We start from the raw sequence: 17778 nt of genomic DNA on the forward strand, positions 1-17778 counted from the left end.
GGCTCAGGCAGTGCGATGAACAGGTCATCGTCAGACGTCACCGTGCTCTCGATAGAAGGCTTTGAGCTGAATGTCGTCGTTGACAGAGCCAACGGCGAGTTCCAACCCTGCGGGCATCAGCGGTGGCCGCGATATCGACCTCGTCTGGCTGGGACCAGTCAATCGACTGTGCGATGTCGAGGTACTCGTTGGTGGCGTCGACGTCGGTTCGGGCGAGGCCCTGGTCGACGTTCTCGATGGCGAGTATCTGAGAGCCGCTGCGGGCGTGAATCTTCCATCCGTGCGGGGCGGTGATGTCGATTGCGAGTGCGTCTGCGCTTCCGTAGCAGCGAGCGTCGAGCTGGTCGGGGCGGGCGTGGTGATTACAGTGTCCGAGTGGTCCTCTCCCCAGCCGATGATGATGCTGCCCAGATCGGTGCTCGCATCGGTGACGATCACTCCGCTGGTCAAGGCTGAGACCGCCGCGGCCATGCGGCCCTCGTCGCCTCCGCAGGCGGTCAGCGCGCTGATGCCGCCGACGGCAAGAGCGACAGCGGCAGCTGTCCGGCGGGGCCGCCTGTGGGACAGGGTCATCGGTTCGTGGTTCCTTTCGGTGATCGGTGGCCCTACCGCCTCCGCCCCGGGGGCGGGGTTACTTGAAGACGTCGACGAACCAGCGGCCATCGGTCTTCTGGGTAGTGACGGTCTGGGTGCCGCGGTCCACCGGCTGTCCGGGCTTCATCAGGGAGAGGTCGACCAGGTAGACCCCGCCGGATAGCTTGATCGTGCGGATGCAGTAGTTGGTGCCGACCGGCATAGCGTCGATGAACTTTTGCAACTCGGGTGCGGGCTGCACCGATGAAGTAGGCGTCGCAAGCGCTCGTGCGGCTTCCCCGTTGCGCTGGCTGTAGTACGCGTGGTTGAACGCTGCGATGACGCCCGCACCGCTCTTCTGATCACCGCGATCGGCGCGGCAATCGCCGTCCCCTGCAGCCTCCGATTCCTCGACCCTTTCAGGTTCAGGCAGGTTGAGCGTGGGCAGTCCGTTCTCGTCGGTCGGGGCGGCCGCCGTCATCGCAGCCTGAGCCGGATCGGGGTTGCCCTCGCGCATCTGGTCGTTCGCCACCACCACGGCCGCAACGATGGCGGCGGCCATGCCAATTGCGGCTGCGGTCTTCACGTATGGGCGGCGACCACCGGAAGGGCCACGCGTTCTCCGGGCTGCTGTTGGTAATGGCTGGGCCGGCCCCCCGGGCACCGCACCAGTGGTGGGAGTGCCTGGGGGGACGACGCCGGTGGGTGTACCACGGAGAAGGTCGATTACGGCGGGATGCCGTGAGGACTTACGTCCGAGGTTCGGCTTCTTCATGGTGTTGCACCCACTCTCTCGGTATCAGTTGCCGTGCGCGACGCCGCCGCCGACGGCGTTCGCCAGCAGGTTCCCCGCCAGACCCGGCGTGGCGTCGTTGAAGAACGAATTGAGGTCGTCGATGCCTCGAGCGCCAAGCCGACCACCACATCACGTCCGGCACCGACAACGACCACGGTCGCCGCCCCGGTCACCACGTCGCCGGCCGCCGTGCAGCCCGTCGCCCCGGTCGTTCCCACCACGACAATCGCGGTGGCACCACCACCAGCGCCGGTCGTGATTCCGACGACCCCACCGGCTGCCATCGCGCCCGCGCCGAAGTCGACGGTCAGCTACGGCTCGTGCGCCGAAGCGAAAGCCGCCGGCGCGGCACCGATGTACCAGGGCGAGCCCGGATACTCGACGAAGCTCGACCGCGACAAGGACGGAATCGCCTGCGACAAGTGACACGTCGCGGAACGTACCGAAACGTCAGCCGAGATCGTTGTACGACTGCGTAACCCGCCATTCTTATCGACGACCGAGCAGACCGGACACACACAAGGTGGAGTGAGCTTATCTGCGCCGGTCGAGTGGTCGTTCCCATCGACGGATTCTTGCTAAAGACACCCATGGGTCAGTCAGGGAATTAGTCAGCGTGGACGACCAACTCGCATCGGATCGTCATCGAGTGACCCTGGTCGGTCTCTTTGAGAGTCATGCGATGGCCGACCTTCATCGGACTTCGATACGTCGGTCAGATCCCCATCCGGTCCGTACCATCTCCACGGAGACAACCCGCGGTGGGCAGCGTTATATTCGAGCACCCTTTGTGAGATTGCAGCGGCGGCATAGGAGTTGAATATTGTTGGCGTCGTTCGACCCTCCCATCGAGTGGGGGATGATGTGGTCGAACTCGAGGTACTCGGTTGCGCTGCACTGTTGACACCGTCCCCCGTCCCGTTGGAACACCGCGTTGCGGACATGTGGTGGGATGTGTCGCGATCGCTGGCCTGCCTGGCCGGGGAACAATTGTCGGCGGTCGATCCGCAGTGCGATGTCGACGATGAGCGCGGCGTACTCCGCGTCGTCGACGGTGAATCGGCCGCTCAGTGACCTGCTGGTCGCCTCTAAGAGGATCGTCCGGGGATCGAAGTACGACACTCGCTGAAGTTTCGACAGCGGTACCTCGCCGCCGTGTTGCGGAGCGATGAACAGAACCCGTCGGTTGGTGACACCGAATTGCCCCGGGGTTGCTTGCGGCCCGGATTTGAGGTCACGCCAACGCGTCGCACCAACGATCATGTGGCAGATCTCCCCAGAATGGAGGTGCAGACCCGACACGGTAATGTTCGGAAGTGCTCCCTGCCGGATGGCGCCGAGCGCCTGTTCACGTGCCAGCTGTTGCCTGAGGGGAGCGACTTGCCGGTCGGGAAGGTTCAGTACCGCCGTCGCCCTGGTGAAGGTGTGCATCTCGCGATCGGTGACAATTCCGTCGGCGCATATGTCTACGACGAGTCGGTTCAGCCATACTGACGCTTCGCGAGCGATCGCCGATGTCGCTTCCTGAGGGGGAACCCCTGATCCGCTCAACCACCGCTGCAGATTGTCCCACTCGGGGCTAAGTGGTCCTGACCGGTCAAGAACCTGCTTCGCAGCATCGGCATACTCGCCGAGGATGCGCCGGACGAAGGGTTGACAGTTCGGACAGTACGTGCGGAACAACTTGGTTCGCTCGCCACACCGACGGCAACCGCCCCTACGGGGGGACTCGCCTCCGGGCGGCATGCTGTTTGCGCCACCCGACCACTGGTAATTTGCGCTGTTCGTCACTGTCCTCATCCTCAGCGGCCGCGGGGGCGGACCATCAGTTTGTTCAGCCCGAGAGAGTCACACTCCTCCGGCGCGGGGAGCATATCCGAGGTCTGCGACCTGGTCTTCCCCACAGCCCTGACGTACGTGGCCGAGTCGATGGCGACATCGCCCCGTCGGTCACCTGACCGTCGGCAGGTCCCTGTCGGTGGTCTCTCGCGAGGCCTGCGCGACCTGTCATTCAGTTGAATGAATCTGCCGATCACGGTTATTGGGTTTCGACTGGGCTGCTTAGACTCTGCGGAGCAGGGCGGATCATGCCTGTTGTGCGGTTGTAACGGCGCCATCGCCAGCAGCTATAGAGAAGTGCTTCCAACGAACAGAAGGACAGACGGAATGACTGACCCGGGGGGATTTTCATACCCGTCTCCGCCGCAGCCGTATGGCGCGCCGGATTCGGCCACGCAGCCGTTTTCCGCGCACGCGACGGAATTCGCGCCGGCTCAGGTGGAGGTCGACGAAGCACCCGTCGCACCGTTCTACCTGCTCTTCGATGTCTCGTACTCGATGGAGGACGAGATGGGAGCGCTCAATCAGGCATTGCGTGATCTGAAGGATCAGATCCTGCGCAGTCCGATTCTTGCGGACATCGCGCGTGTCTCGGTGATGAGCTTCAGCGACTCGGCGCGAGTGGATATTCCGATGATGGATCTGGCGCGGGACACCTTCATCGGCAGCGGCAACATCCTCGAGACGCGGGGCGCGACCTCGTTCGCTGCCGCGTTCGATGCGCTCCGCCGGCAGATCGAAGCGGATGTTCCGGCACTGAAGGCTAAGCACTCGACGGTGTATCGACCGATGGTCTTCTTCGTCACCGATGGGTATCCCACCGAAGACGACGCCGAGTGGCAGCGCGCATTCAACGACCTGGTATCCGCCACGCCGTACCCGAACATCATTCCGTTCGGCTTCGGTGATGCGAACGCGGCGAATCTCGCATACACGACGCACCCGAAACGCCGCAATGAGAGCTTCTACTTCATTGCGAAGCAGGGGATGACACGCGCCGATTCGATCGCGGCGATCGCGAAGATCGTCGTGCAGTCGGTCGTCAGCTCCACCCAATCTGCTGCCGAGGGCTCCCCCAAGATCACCTTGGAGAAGGCCGGAACGGAAGACGTTCTGCAGCAAGCTCCGGCATGGGACACCGTGTGAGCCAGGACGCGCTGGCCGACGACCTCCCCGCGTTGCCCGAGCCCTACACGATCGGCGATCCAGGTCGGTCCTATGGGGAGATCACCGGAAACGAGCCCTCCGCGGAACCCGCGCCCCCGGACACGGTCTGCGATGCATTCGACTTCGGGGGGTGGGCAGTTCGCGCCGCCTCCGTTCGCGGCCTGTCGCACCGGTACGACGGGTCCGTCCGGCAGGACGCGTATGCGGTGCGGTACTCCGCCGGCACGGGCCGTCTGGTGGTCGCGGTCTGCGATGGAGTGGGCAGTGCACCGAAGTCTCACGTCGCCGCAGCGGCAGCAGCGGACTTTCTGGTTGACGAACTTGTCGGCGTCGATCTGGAGGTGTCCGAGCCGTTTTGGACTGGTTTGTTCCGTGATGCCTCCGAACACGTGAATGCTGTGGCCAGGAGGTACGGCGTGAAGGATGGCACCCTCGCCGACGTTCGGAACCTGATGGCGACAACGGCACTGGTTGCCGTCATCGACACCGCTGCTGCGGACAACTGGGCAGTGACCTGTGCCGGCGTCGGAGACTCGTCACTATGGCTGGGCCGAACAGATCGCAGTCCGGGTGCGCCTGCGTCGTGGAGTGCGTTGATGGGCGGCAAATCCCCCTCCACGGATGTCACGAGCACCACCACCTCTGCGCTGCCTATCTCCAAGCACACCGCCGTCGAGCCGTTGCAGGTCACGGTCGAATCCGCTGCCGTTCTGCTGTTGTGCTCGGATGGCATCGGTGATGCGCTCGGTGACGGAACCAACCAGGTCTCTCGCGCTCTCGGAGACCAGTGGGCTTCGCCGCCGACCGCGTTGAACTTCGCGGCCCAGGCTTCGTTCGGAAAGCGAGGGCTGTTCGATGACCGGACCGGAATCGCGATCTGGTCTCCGCGCCCCTGACCACCGTCTGCAGGTACAGCGTGCCTACGGTCGGTTGAGGTCGACCCTCGTTGATCCGGTCGCTGCGTGCACGGCGGTGGTCGCGTCGATCCCCGTGGTTGCTGTCGGTGCCCTCGGCAGCGTCGTGTGGAAGCCACTTGCGGTCGTGACCGTAGCGTGGGGAATCTACTGGTATCCGCGGTGGCACCGCATGGTGGTCGGTGTCCGTGATGCTGTTGCACGGTCCGAACAGGGCGACAGAGCGTTCCGACTGCAACTGTACGGAGTGGTTGTGGCGTTGGGGATCGTCGTGTCGATCCCGATCGCGCAGGCATTCTTCGCGAACGACCTGCGGGCCATGGCGGCACCGACAATCTCCGCGGTCGAAGCCCGCGCACCGGACGTCGACCAGACGATTCCCCCCGCGATCTATGGTGATTCGCCTACCGTCCCCTCCTATTGGGTGTGTTCTGCGACCCACTATTGGACGAACTCGGCGATTGCATGGCCTTGTTACTCCAGTGTGGGATATCTCAGGTTGTGGCAAATGCGCGCGGCCTTTCCGACGGTGTTGGGGCTGACCCTGCTCGTCGCTGCACTCCCGTTGGCCCTGATGTGGCACGTTCGGCCGACGGCACGAGTGTGATGTCCCCTCGCTCGTCCGCTGGTTCCATTCCGTCGAAAACAAGTAGAAGCAGATGACGCCCTCCCTATTTCTCGCTCGTCTCACCGGCGCACGTCTCGATGTTCTCGAGAAGTTGCCCGGCCAGGTACCGCGCCAAGCCGCGATGGGTGCGGTCCTGTTGACCACCGCCGCATTCGCGGCGATCTCGGCCGGCTACGCGCTTCACGTCACCGGTGTCACTGGTAGTTGGCCGGTCACGATCATCGCCGCCCTTTTGTGGGGTCTGGCGATCCTCAACCTCGACCGCATGCTCATCATCGGTATGGCGCATGAAAAGGAGGGCAAGAAACTTCTTACGCTGGCCGTTCCGCGGGTGCTCTTGGCCCTCATTCTCGGAGCCGTGATCTCGACACCCCTGATGCTGAAGATCTTCGAGTCGGAAATTGAAGCGCAGCTAAATCGCAACATCCTCACAGCCCAGGAACAGTTGCGCACCGAGATCAATAGTTCGACCGCGTCCGCGGACCTCTCGGCCGCGGAGCAGAAGTCCGGGGAACTGCGGGCACTGATCAACGCCGGGCCGACCGCCGATCCGGCGGCGCATCCACAGGTGCAAGCGGTCCAAGCAGAGATCGACGCGCTGCAGAAGACCGGCGACAAGCAGAAGTCCGAATACGACACGGCGCGGTCGCTCGCGCTCGCCGAAGAGGAGGGCACCGGCGGTACCGGGATCGCCGGCTGCGCGGCCATCTGTGTCGAGAAGAAGCGTCTTGCCGACGAGGCCATGGCCCGATGGCAGCAGACGGTCACCGCGATCGACGGTAAGAGGCAGGAGAAGGACCGGGTCGCACAAACCCTGCAGGGAAACCTTCTCGACGAGAGTCAGCGCCGCATCGACGACGCGGAGCAGGAACTGCCCATCGTCGAGCAGAAGGTCACCCAACTGCGTGAGCAGATCGCCTCGTCCCAGGACACCAGCTATCAACTCGAGCAGGCCAACGGCGGCATCATCGCGCGGATGAAGGCACTCAGCGACCTCGTCGGAAGTGATGCGACCGTGGCGATGGCCCGATACACGGTGTGGGCGATGTTCATCGCGCTGGAACTTCTGCCGGTCATCTTCAAAGTCCTGGCCGGTTTCGGAACGCCAACGAAGTACGACGAAGTTCTCGACGAACTCGAAAGTGCCGAGGCGGCGGCGGCGACCGCCGATATCGGCGCAATGAAGAAGCGCCACGAACTCAGGGACGATGCGGAGATGGCGGCAGAGAAGGACCGCATCGACAAACAACAGCACACCATCCTGAAGATCAACGACGCGGTCGTCGAACATCAGACCGAGGTCATCGAGGCAGCATTGGCGCGGTGGCGAGAACACGCCAAGATCGCCGCGGAGGACCAACTCGATTCGTGGGCCGCGAGTTTGGCCACCACTGCCACCCCACCGGTCCTGATCGGGAGCGCCGGAGCATCGGTGGCGTCCAGTATCCCGGCACCAGGTCACGGGCCTGGTGCACCACACGGCAACAGCCACGGCGTGTCACCCGGATCGGCACCCACCAGTCGACACGCCGGAGCCCCCGGACCCGCAACGACGCCGGGGAACGGACCGACCACCGCCACGGGGACAGGTCATCGTCCGGGCACCGGCTACGCCAGTGGCCCCCGCACGTCGACAACCTACGGTTTGCCGGACCCCACGGACGTCTGATCCGAGAGGAGATCGACATGTCAATGCCCGTGTTCAACATCGAAGTGGACCAACCGAGATCGGTCGAGCTGATCATCGAGCACTCGGACGCACACGGTGCGACCGATCTACTCGAACCAGCCCTGCTGGCGCTGTCCAACCACATTCGGACCCAACCGTTCCTCGCCGACGTCTTCCGTCTCGTGATCACAGCGGACGGCTTTGCTTCCTTTGACAGCACACGCAATAGTTGGGAAACCCTGCACCGAAAGCACGTCAACGGCGCGCCAGTGGCCGGACAACCAGCGGGTTCGGCATCCTCGGACGGACTCCGCATCGTTGTTGCCAAGGCCGATTCGATCCCAACTCGACCCGCAGACGGCGGAACCTGGCCGGTGCTGCTGTGGATCATCGGCGACGGGGCCGACAACCGCTACCTCGCCGCCCACACCGCCTGGGCCGCGAACCGAACTGTGTCGGACCCGAGTGCCAGCCCCAACCGTCTGAGGGACGTGTGTGTGCGCTTCCTCCAGGATGTCGTTCTCGCCGACGCCGGCGACGCCCACGGCTGGGTTTCGGACGGTATGGGATCTCTGCTCAGCGGTCTCGGATATGCAGCGCAGTAGCTCGCCGACGTCAACGGAACGGTGGACAAGCAGATGCCGATCGATCACGCAGCACTGAGGATCCGCCGTGAGCTCGGCTCCGGTGGGTTCGGGACCGTCCATGAAGTCGACACACCTCACGGTCTCGTGCCCGAACCTGTCTGCGCCTTCAAAGAGTTCAAGAACGCCAACGCCGAGGAACTCGCGAATCTCGCAGTACTCGTCCGTTACCGGCACCAGCTCGACCGGACCGACCGCCGGCTGCTCGACGAGCTGACGACCTGGCCCCTCGACACCGTCACATCAGCAACCGGGACCGTCGTCGGATACCTGATGCGCCTGGTCCCCTCCGAGTTCGTGGAGACTTCGATTGCGCAAGTCAATGCCAAAACGACCGTGATGCGGTCCATCGACTGGCTCGCCAACCCCGACCACTCCCGCCGCAACGGAGCCTCCGTCGTCATCGACGAGAACGACCTGGTGCAGCGCCTGTGGTATTGCGCGTGGGTAGCCCGCGTTTTCCACTTCCTCCATCACCGCAACATCGTCTACGGGGACCTCAGTCTGACGAACATCCTCTACAGCGAATCACGGGCCGCTCCGATCCTGCTGATTGACATCGACCCCGTCAGGATCGAAGGACAGTCACCCGCGGTTCGTCAAGCAACCTCCCCCGGTATGCGGCCCCCAGAGGCGAAAACATCGGGACCGAACTTCACCCAGAACCTCAACACCGACCGATTCAAGCTCGCGCGGTTGCTGTACAACATTCTGGGTTCAGCCCTCCGAGTCGACCCGCAACTGCAAGCACTGCATGGGAAGGTCGACGTCGCAGGCATGCAGATGTTCGCCGCCGGACTCGGCGCAGACGCCGCCAACCGGCCCACCGCCCACCAGTGGTACCAGTACTTCTTCGACCGCTATACCGCGTTGATCCAGCCACCCAAGATCACCCGACTGACCGTCACCCCACCCCACGCCCTCGTCGGACAGAACGTCACGGTCGAATGGGACGTCGAAGGCCACCAATCACTCGAACTCACCACCCCAACGGGCGAGCGACGCCGAATCGGCGTCAGCGCACCGAACGAACTGCGTGTCACACTTCCGAGTTCCGGCCAGTTCGTGCTGACCGCAACCAACTCACACGGAACATCCGAGTACGTCAGTGACATCGTGTACGCGGTCGAACCCCCACGCGTTGAATGGGTCGGCGTGCCCGCCATCGGACAGATCAGCAACGCGATCATCGGCATCGACATCGACCAACTGGCACACGTCGTCGACCCAGGACGCGACCTGCATTGGGTTGACAGTCTGCTCGCCCATGTCGCTCCCCCTCCCCTGCCACCAACCCTGAACGACTCCACATTTCTCATTCCACAGTTCTCAGGGCTGATGCTCGACGAGCAACGATTCACCCGTCTACTCGACGCAGCCATGTCCACCGCTGAGCAACAAGCCCTCATCCCTCAGCCATCAACTTCCACGTCCCACCAGCCGCCCCGAGTCTCGCACTAAAGGTTCGTGTCAATGGCGGTCGGGTTGCCCCCGCCGGTAACGGGACGGCGGCATCGCCTTCCCAGCCGCGTTCTCACACCCCAACTGAGATCGACCGCGGTGATGGGTGTGCGTTGATGACCGTGTTCCACGCCATCGTCGATGAGCCAGCGACGTCCACATCGATGTTCTGTTTCACCGGCCCCGCGCATTCTTATGAGGGCTGTATTCCGGCCATGGCGGACCTGCCCGATGCACGGTCTGCCGCGGATTCGCCAAGGTCATTTGCTTGAGATCGGCGAGACATCACGGAGGACTAGCGGGATTTGGTATGCCTACCACCGACGGGTAGCCATACAACCAATCCACAGTCAGTCGTGTCCGCTGGCCGCCCCGCCGACACCGGCGGTCACCCGAACTGCTCATCCAAGTCGGTGTCCTGACCACCTGCGGTCCACTCGGCGAGCCATTCCCTCGTATGCGCGGGAAGCCGGTTGGCTACCCACGCCCATTGGTCATCGTGCAACTCCACCGGAAACGACGCCCGCTGCGAGTCGTGGAGCGGAGATCTGTTGACCCACAATCCGGATGATTTCATCTCGCGTGAGTGGATCCATGATTCGGGCGGCAGAAGGTACAAGGTCCAGTTCACGAAGGCGTCCCCGTGCCGGTTGAACCACGGGCTCGAGCTGATCTGGGCGACCGCGACGATCGCTCCGGGATCGCGGCGTGTTGCGTGCGCACCTACCCGGTAGACGAGCGCCACGTCTCCGTCTTCGACCGAGCGGGCATTGACTCGCACCGAGTAGCTCGTCGGGGCGGGATCGGTGAGAACGTCGTAGGCCATGCCGTCTGGCGTGATCCATCCGCCGTTGGTTGCCGTCAGGTGGGGGTTGTTGACGAACAACAGAACCCGGCAACCGTTCAACTCAGCCTTCGCCATCGCTGACCTCCTCACTGGTCGCGACCGGTGCCTGTTGGTGTCGGCGAACTCGGGTGAGGATCGCATCGAATGTCACCGGGGTTCGGCCTTCCCGATACAGCGACACCTCGGCGCCCAGCCACGCCCGGTGGGTGTTGCCGGTTGCCTGGCCGAGTTGGTACAGACGCGATTCGATCGCCTCCGGTGACACACCGTGATGCTGGGACCAGTCGTGCAGGTCGCGACAGTACCGGGCGTAGACCTCCACGGGCTTGCGAGCGAGGGAGTAGTGCTTACCTGTGACCATCGGCAGGGCCGATTCCACGCGGGAGTCGAAGATAAGGCACCGCGGCTCGTATGAGGCGCGGTCGCCGGTGAAGAACAGCACCTTGCTGAAGAATGCCGGCCCGAGCCTGGGGATCTTGTGGTCGACAAAGGCCCGGTAGGCATCTTCGATCTTGCCGGCGTAACTGGCGTCCGCGGCCGTACGTAGTGCGGTCACCAACCGAACCCGGCCATAGTCGGTCGCAGCGAAGTCGACGATGCGGCCCGCGTTGCGGAAATTGCCCATCACACCCCACGCGAGGATGTCCCAAAACAATTGCAGCAGTCGCTCGTCGCCGCCGTTACGGGCGTCCGCCGCCACGCGGAACAGGTCGTCGCGGCCGAGGTCTTCGGATGAAATCCGCAATCCCCTATTCGACCACTGGGTCGTGTTCACCCGTGCTGGGGGTAGATCACTCGACAATAGATCCGATTTCATTAGATCTCCGATGCCGGCCACGGACTCACGCCACATACGATTCCCGCCCCTCGTCTCGCCTTGTACGCGTCATGACATCAGTCGCCCGCAAGGCGTCCACCGTTACTGCCACACCGCAGCGTGACCGTCTCGGATGTGGGCGTCGAATCCACTGAACGCCCACCACAGCCAGAACCCGAACCCAACGGACGGGGACTGCTATTCTTCGGCAGCTGACAACCCTGCCCCATGCTCGGGTCTCAGCACTGAGAGACCGAGACTCGCCACAAGTTCGTACTCGAACGTGCCCTGCTAGCGGGTCTGTCGAGCCCCCGGTATCGCGTTGTAGGCGCGCATCATGGTGCTAGTTGGCCGACTGCCAGCGCATCTTGCCGTCTTTTGCTGTCGCGCACACCATCGGCTTGCCGGTGCTGGAGACGCCGGTTCCGCCGGAGCAGAACGATCCCGGGTGTACCGTCGCCGGCCCCGAGAATGCCGGCGGCGTGTACGCGGGCGCCGGCGGCACATACGCGGGCGTGGTCACCACCGGTGGCGGGACGTAGGCCGGGGTCGTGGCCGCCGGCGGCGGGATGTAGGTCGGCGGCGTGGTCACCGCTACCGGCGTGGTCGACGGGGCGGCAGGAGCAAGACGAACCGACGGCGTCGCCGACGCAGCCCCCGAGGCCGAGACGGACGTGGTCACCCGGGTCGTACTGGTCGCCGCGGTCGTGCTGGTTGCGACGACACCAGCCGGTGCCGGCTTTGCCTGTTCATTGTTGTCGGTGAACGCGCCGACCGCGATAACGCCCACCACGGCCGCACCGGCGACCCAGGGCCATTTCTTCCGCTTCGTCCCGCTGCTGCCCGGCCCCTGAGACACTGTGGTCTGATCGCCTGTCGGGACGCGAGGCTGGGGGTTCCCGGTCCACTGCGCCCCGTCCCAGTAGCGCAGCGAGTTCTGGGGATCCTCCGGATCAGGCTGCCAGGACGCGGGGGTTGTCATAGGGGCATTGATAGCAGACGAACCAGACACCGACAGCACCGGCGCCTACCCATGTCATTCGCCCGAACGACACTGCCACCGAGAGAGATTGAGTCTCACGCTGGGTGTGAATCGCGGACTGCGAGAGGGACGCGGCCGCGCCGCACCAGCGATAGACCTGAGCGGCACTCAGCAGCGTGATTCTCAGCTCTCCCGTTGAGGGCCGTCCGCCGGCAGTGTACGAGCGCCGCTGGATCCGACGTCGATGCCCCACTTACCGCATGCCCACCATCTGCACCCCCAACGACCGTATACTGGATGAATGACATTGAAGGGGTGAAGAATTCGACGATCCACGAGCGATACGCGGGACCTGGTATGAGTACGCAGGACACATACACCTGAGGAGATGCCATGAAGACCCCCGTCACGCTCGTACTCGCACTGTTCGCGGCCACACTGCTGCTGTTCCACCCCGCTGCAACACCATCTGCCAACGCGCGGCCCCACATCAACGCGCCCGCCTCGACCCGGCAGAGCGCTGACAGCCCCGCTACATCCGTGTCCGCACTACCCGCAACAGATGTGGCCCTGCCGCCTGGCGACACCGTAGAACTGCGAACCGGTGTCGGCGCAGCGATCGGCGGCGTGCTCGGCGGACTCGCTGGCCTCCCTTTCTTCGTCGTCGGCGCGGTACCCGGCGCCATCATCGGCGCGGTCATCGGCGGCGCTATCGGCTACGCATCGCACGGAATCGCCACGACCTACGCGGGCTGACACCCAAACTAGTCCCGGGCGGACCGTCGGCCCTCGTCGTCGTTGGTTCGGCCACCTCGTCAGGTGTGCGAAGCCACCAGAGGCGAAGTGCGTTCGGTGCCCGGCCTGGTGAGGCCGTTTGGTCTGAAAAACTGTCCGGCCGGGATCACATTCGGGAGCGGGCGACAGGCGGAAATGCCGTCCGCATCGTTCCTGACCACCTCGACGCACACGCCCTTTCAGACTGCGCGATCTGCCCCTTCAATGTCTGGCGTCGTCCTCACCGGTCGATCCCGCCGTGACATTCACCGACGTTGTCATTGGAACCTTCAGGAGCACAATGCCCATCTCCGGCAAGCAGTACCCTTCGGCCTCCGAGAAGATCTTTCGCGAACTCGCGTCCCTTCCCGAACACGACGATGCCGTGGCAATCCTGCGCGAGTACCTCGACACCGCCATCGCGAAGGCCGCGGCGACGCAGCAGGAAGCGTGGGCAGTCAGCTGCCTGCCGACCACCAACAGGACCGCCGAGAGCCGCCGGTTGTTCACGGTCAACGTCGGCGCCATCGAGACCTACTACCTGTGCCTGGTGAAGGACGAAGAATACGGGCCGCTTCTGAGCGGCACTGTATTCGTCACGCAATCGATCCTGGAAAAGGCTGCCGGGCGTCCCGTTGCGTTACTGCAGGACCAGTACGACGCCCTGGAGTTCGAGACGCCGGTTCACCGAGCCGCCGGTGGTGATGCCGTCGCAGTCAGTTGGATCGACGACGACAGCAGCCTCGACCAATTCGCCGAACTGCCACTGGACGCCGCAGCCAGGGACCTCGCGGACCGGCTCGCCGCGGCAGGACCGTGCAACTACGCCCGCTACCACAATCCGTGGCTGGCACAGGCCGCGCTTTCCCTCACTCCGGACCTCGCCTCATGACCCACATCGACCCCACAGGCCGAAGGCCCTATTGGTCGCGGGCTACCGCCGCTCGAAGATGCATCACCGCATGCCAAATGTATGTCGCGTGAATGACACAGGTGCACCATCCTTCTCGGCCATCCGCGCCCGGACTGCCTGTCAGCATGCCCAGCGGTGAACACGTGACGCCGAGGAAGTAGCGTCACGCTGGATCCGGGCCGGCGATCGGGCGGACGAGAAACTCGAGGGGGACCCATGACGGCGTATCGATCCCGGCTCCGGCACAAGGCCACACGGACGCTCGTGCGCGTGGCCTTGTACGCGACCGTCGGCACCACCGCGACCGTGCTATGCGCGCCCACAGCCTGGTCGGCTCCGACCGAAACCTATGCGGTCACGGCCACGATCCCGGTCAACGGGCTGGCAGAAGGAATCGCCATCTCCCCGGACGGCTCACGGGCCTACGTCACCCACGGCGACGACGGCGCGCCCGGGCAGCTGTCAGTCATCGACACCGCCACCAAAACGGTCCTCAACACCGTCGCGGTTGGGAACTTCCCCGTCGGCGTCACCGTCTCCCCCAACGGCCAGACCGTGTACGCCGGCAGCAACGGCGACGACACCGTCTCCGTCATCGACACAACCACTTTCGCCGTCACCGCAACGATCCCCGTCGGCGACGGCCCACTCGGCGTCACCGTCACCCCTGACGGGACCAAGGTTCTCGTCGCCAGCCAGTTCGACGGCCACCTCACGATCATCGACACGGCCACCAACACCGTGAGCAACACACTCGCACTGGGAGGAACGACAATGTTCCTCGCCGTCTCCCCCGACAGTCGAACCGCCTACGTCACCGACAGTTCCGGCAACGCGATCGACGTCGTTGACATCGCCACCGGCACGGTGGCGGCCAGAATCCCCGCCACCGGATCACCGCTTGATATCGACATCACCGACAACGGTCGCACGCTGTATGTCACCGGGATGGACGGGTTCAGCGCTGGTTCGGTGTCCGTCATCGACACCGCAACCCGCGCCGTCACCGCGACCATTCCCGTTGCGGCAGCCGCCGGCGGCATCGACGTCGCACCCGACGGACACACCGCCTATATCGCCCACAGCACCCCCACCAACGCAGTCACCGTCATCGACACCGCCACCCGAACCGTCACCGCCACCGCCCCCATCACCGAGAACGGCCAACTCATCGCCGTCACACCCAACAGCGCCGACGCCTACGTCACCAGCCAGTACGACACCGTCTCCGTCGTCTCCAAAACAGCCACCCCCACCGACCCGCCGACCACCACACCACCCACCCCACCCGGCACCGGATCACTCGGAACCATCTTCGGGAGCTGACCCGGGCCGAGTCCCCGACAGGGACCCTCCACGTCCAACCCTCCCCGCTGGGTCCGGCAACGACTGCATTGCCAACCTGAGGTACTCCGGCGCCGCGGGGGAAGCACCGGTTCCCGGCGTGGGTCGAGATGCCGTCGTGCGGCCACCCGCGGAGACTCGAAATCGACCGAGATCCGCGAAGACAATCGGGCACCGCCCGCAGTGCCACGCCCAACCCAGGGGCGAACAGACCGGCCCCTCCCAGCGTGCCCCCTCGAGGCGACCCTGTGAGCGGCAACCCAGTCAGCACACTCGACGTCATTGGCGCGCCACCCCGTCGCACACCCTCGGGGGTGCGAACTCGTGTCGGCCATGCCCTCGAAACCGCTGCGAGCCAATACAAATACCCCGTTGGTGGTTATAGCCCGCGAGAAAGGGCACCATCGCCGGCGAGAGCCGACCGGGTCCAGCACAGTTGCACCGATACGAGACCCGCCGGGCCGCGTCTGTTCCTGCATCAATACCTGCTACTGAGGTGACGGCGCCTACTGGTCACCTCCACCAATCCCGCCTGCGACGCGGTACAACGATGTCGTCGAAAGCCGTAGTGTCGTCGGCTTCCCACCGGCGACGGCCCTCCGCGAGGATGCGCGCGGTACGGCGACGCTCGCGACGGAGATCACGAGCATGACCCTCACCGTCGTGGCACAGCGAGCACGAGCAAATCCCGGTGCCCGTGTACGCGAAAACCCAGAAGCACCTCGTTGCGGACAACCAGGCCCGACCTCCCTGAGACCGGTCAGGGAGGTCGCAGGCGTCATGGCAGTCGGCGTGCCACGGTTCAACAGAAAGTTCGCCACGGCGAAGGCGAACCCAAACAGGAGAATGTGCATCGGTACGGGACAAGGCGGTGCCTTTCAGCGCTCATGCGCCCCGGCCCGCTACCCCCGAATGAGGACGGACCGGGGCGGCGATAGGAGCACCGCGTCCCTCGCCCGCCGAAGCGGGCGTCGCCATCCACCAGAACTCATACCGCCCATTCTGACACCCACCTACGACAAAACCGAGCACGCGCCCCCGCCCGCCATCGCGGCACAACTACAGCAGCCTCCGCCCCACCAGTCCCGGCCCCACCAGCGGCGCGACGCCACCGAGCAACGCATCGAAGCTCGGTTCCCTGCGCCCGCTGGGCAACCCGCCCCTGCTGGGCGTCGTTGCCAGCGCCGCCGGGGATCACCGTCTCCGCGATCGCCCTGTTCCCCACGCTGGCGCACCTGTGAACACGCGGGCGGCCACCGCATTTGCGGTCACCATCCGGCCTAACCCACACCACCCCGGCACCACCGTCCAAGGCGACTCCAAGCGACCACCACACCTCGCGTTGCCGTACCGCCGAAATCACATCGGATCCGGTGATCGGACGAGACTGTTCAGCTCATCGAGAACCTCATCGAACGCGGCCGTCGGGATGCGGAAGTCTGTGCCCTCCGACGCGCTGAGGCGTCCACGTACGTAGGCGAGCATGGCGAGTTCACGCTCGAAGTCTGCTGCGGTTCGGTCGCCCATGGCCTCATCATGCCGTGCGTGGGCGGTGAGCCGAACTGCGCCACTAGCCTCTCGAAAAAAGAACTGTCAGTGCCGCATTCACCACCACGACCCCATTCCAGAGAGGACGTACCGTCACCGCGTAGACACCTCATCCCTCCGGACCTGGCGACTCGCCGCGGACCCTCCAAACCGGCACCAGCGGCCCTACGCCCTTACCCACGCACATGCCACGGAACCCCCCAGCGTCAACGATGTCCGCGGGGATGCGCTGGCGGCTCCTATGTTCGTCTGTCTGACAGGGCTGACCTTCAACCGTACGGACGCCTGAAACGCACTGACCTGCACTTCCTCGACCGAGCACCCTGCCTGCCCATTTGCGCAGCAGCTTGCTGCGTAAATTCCCATCACCGCGCCCTTCCTCGTCTCGAGGAGCGGCCCGGTGCCCCAAGGTCGACATGAAGAGCGGACGTGTCGGCACGCCCGGCTTCACCACCTGTCGGTCGGATGCGAGAAGATGGCAACGATGAGTCGAGCAGAAGAAATCGAGCCCGCCGGATATGGCGCATTGCTCGAGGACATCAAGTCCCAGGTCCGCACCGCCCGTGTCCACGCCGCTCGCAAGGTCAACACCGAACTGATCCTCCTGTACTGGAAGATCGGGAAGCTGATCCGCGCTCGGCAGAGCGAGGAAGGGTGGGGCACCCGGGTCATTGCCCGGCTCGCCGACGACCTCCGCACCGCGTTCCCCGGCATGCGAGGACTGTCCCAGCGCAACCTCGTCTACATGCGCACCCTCGCCACCGAATACCCCGACCCCATTGCGCAGCACCCTGCTGCGCAATTGCCGTGGGGACACATCCTCGTCCTCCTCGACCGTCTCCCCGACCCCCGTGTCCGCGAC

Annotated in this window: 18 protein-coding genes and 1 pseudogene; 13 read left to right on the plus strand and 6 right to left on the minus strand. The window is 64.5% G+C overall.

From position 1 onward, the window contains the following. Positions 1-631 precede the first annotated feature (631 nt). A complete protein-coding gene (locus tag AC1D1G_RS11015; protein WP_477952096.1) occupies positions 632-1159 on the minus strand; it encodes a DUF8176 domain-containing protein in 528 nt (175 codons plus the stop codon). 222 nt (positions 1160-1381) lie between these two features. On the opposite strand from AC1D1G_RS11015, the gene AC1D1G_RS11020 reads away from it, so the two are divergent. Then, positions 1382-1795, plus strand: coding sequence for an excalibur calcium-binding domain-containing protein (locus AC1D1G_RS11020; RefSeq protein ID WP_477952097.1), 414 nt, complete (start codon positions 1382-1384; stop codon positions 1793-1795). Positions 1796-2140: 345 nt separating this feature from the next. On the opposite strand, the gene AC1D1G_RS11025 is transcribed toward AC1D1G_RS11020, so the two are convergent. Beyond that, positions 2141-2800 (minus strand): HNH endonuclease, encoded by a 660-nt coding sequence (locus tag AC1D1G_RS11025; RefSeq protein WP_477952098.1) that lies wholly within the window; start codon positions 2798-2800, stop codon positions 2141-2143. A 588-nt stretch (positions 2801-3388) separates the two neighbouring features. On the opposite strand from AC1D1G_RS11025, the gene AC1D1G_RS11030 reads away from it, so the two are divergent. From AC1D1G_RS11030 to AC1D1G_RS11055, 6 genes are all read left to right on the plus strand, one after another. Continuing rightward, positions 3389-4354 (plus strand): vWA domain-containing protein, encoded by a 966-nt coding sequence (locus AC1D1G_RS11030; RefSeq protein WP_477952100.1) that lies wholly within the window; start codon positions 3389-3391, stop codon positions 4352-4354. Beyond that, positions 4351-5271 (plus strand): protein phosphatase 2C domain-containing protein, encoded by a 921-nt coding sequence (locus tag AC1D1G_RS11035; protein ID WP_477952102.1) that lies wholly within the window; start codon positions 4351-4353, stop codon positions 5269-5271. The genes AC1D1G_RS11030 and AC1D1G_RS11035 overlap by 4 nt, the downstream gene beginning before the upstream one ends. Before the next feature lie 94 nt (positions 5272-5365). Then, entirely contained in the window at positions 5366-5896 is a 531-nt protein-coding gene (locus AC1D1G_RS11040; RefSeq protein WP_477952104.1) for a hypothetical protein, read from the plus strand. 52 nt (positions 5897-5948) lie between these two features. Further along, positions 5949-7586: a DUF4407 domain-containing protein gene (locus AC1D1G_RS11045; RefSeq protein ID WP_477952105.1), complete on the plus strand. Its 1638-nt coding sequence runs from the start codon at positions 5949-5951 to the stop codon at positions 7584-7586. 17 nt (positions 7587-7603) lie between these two features. Beyond that, positions 7604-8191, plus strand: coding sequence for a hypothetical protein (locus AC1D1G_RS11050; RefSeq protein ID WP_477952106.1), 588 nt, complete (start codon positions 7604-7606; stop codon positions 8189-8191). Between the two features lie 33 nt (positions 8192-8224). After that, on the plus strand, positions 8225-9691 hold the full coding sequence (locus AC1D1G_RS11055; protein ID WP_477952107.1) for a hypothetical protein: 1467 nt from the start codon (positions 8225-8227) through the stop codon (positions 9689-9691). 388 nt (positions 9692-10079) lie between these two features. Here AC1D1G_RS11055 and AC1D1G_RS11060 read toward each other — a convergent pair whose 3' ends face one another. Beyond that, on the minus strand, positions 10080-10613 hold the full coding sequence (locus AC1D1G_RS11060) for a hypothetical protein (protein ID WP_477952108.1): 534 nt from the start codon (positions 10611-10613) through the stop codon (positions 10080-10082). Next, entirely contained in the window at positions 10600-11391 is a 792-nt protein-coding gene (locus AC1D1G_RS11065; protein ID WP_477952109.1) for an 8-oxoguanine DNA glycosylase OGG fold protein, read from the minus strand. Before AC1D1G_RS11065 ends, AC1D1G_RS11060 begins: the two co-directional genes overlap by 14 nt. A 311-nt stretch (positions 11392-11702) precedes the next feature. Between AC1D1G_RS11065 and AC1D1G_RS11070 the strand changes: the two genes are divergently transcribed. Beyond that, positions 11703-11897 carry a hypothetical protein gene (locus AC1D1G_RS11070; RefSeq protein WP_477952119.1) on the plus strand — a complete coding sequence of 65 codons (195 nt, stop codon included), beginning with the start codon at positions 11703-11705 and terminating at the stop codon, positions 11895-11897. Positions 11898-11939: 42 nt separating this feature from the next. After that, the gene (locus tag AC1D1G_RS11075) at positions 11940-12209 is read left to right on the plus strand and encodes a hypothetical protein (RefSeq protein WP_477952120.1); all 270 of its coding nucleotides are present in this window, start codon (positions 11940-11942) and stop codon (positions 12207-12209) included. 32 nt (positions 12210-12241) lie between these two features. Here AC1D1G_RS11075 and AC1D1G_RS11080 read toward each other — a convergent pair. After that, positions 12242-12337 (minus strand): annotated as a pseudogene (locus AC1D1G_RS11080) (DUF2510 domain-containing protein); the annotation flags it as partial. 393 nt (positions 12338-12730) lie between these two features. Here AC1D1G_RS11080 and AC1D1G_RS11085 point away from each other — a divergent pair. The 3 genes from AC1D1G_RS11085 (at position 12731) to AC1D1G_RS11095 (ending at position 15350) form a co-directional block, all read left to right on the plus strand. Then, positions 12731-13093, plus strand: coding sequence for a hypothetical protein (locus AC1D1G_RS11085; protein ID WP_477952110.1), 363 nt, complete (start codon positions 12731-12733; stop codon positions 13091-13093). A gap of 319 nt (positions 13094-13412) precedes the next feature. Next, positions 13413-14003 (plus strand): hypothetical protein, encoded by a 591-nt coding sequence (locus AC1D1G_RS11090; RefSeq protein ID WP_477952111.1) that lies wholly within the window; start codon positions 13413-13415, stop codon positions 14001-14003. Between the two features lie 237 nt (positions 14004-14240). After that, positions 14241-15350, plus strand: a complete 1110-nt coding sequence (locus tag AC1D1G_RS11095) for a beta-propeller fold lactonase family protein (RefSeq protein WP_477952113.1) — start codon at positions 14241-14243, stop codon at positions 15348-15350. Positions 15351-16727: 1377 nt separating this feature from the next. Here the strand turns inward: AC1D1G_RS11095 and AC1D1G_RS11100 are convergent. Further along, complete coding sequence (locus AC1D1G_RS11100) at positions 16728-16895, minus strand: hypothetical protein (protein WP_197436257.1); 168 nt, start codon at positions 16893-16895, stop codon at positions 16728-16730. A gap of 505 nt (positions 16896-17400) precedes the next feature. On the opposite strand from AC1D1G_RS11100, the gene AC1D1G_RS11105 reads away from it, so the two are divergent. Next, a partial coding sequence (locus AC1D1G_RS11105) for a DUF1016 N-terminal domain-containing protein (protein ID WP_477952115.1) occupies positions 17401-17778 on the plus strand: 378 nt, incomplete at its 3' end.

Source organism: Rhodococcus sp. P3_B8, from assembly GCF_056402775.1.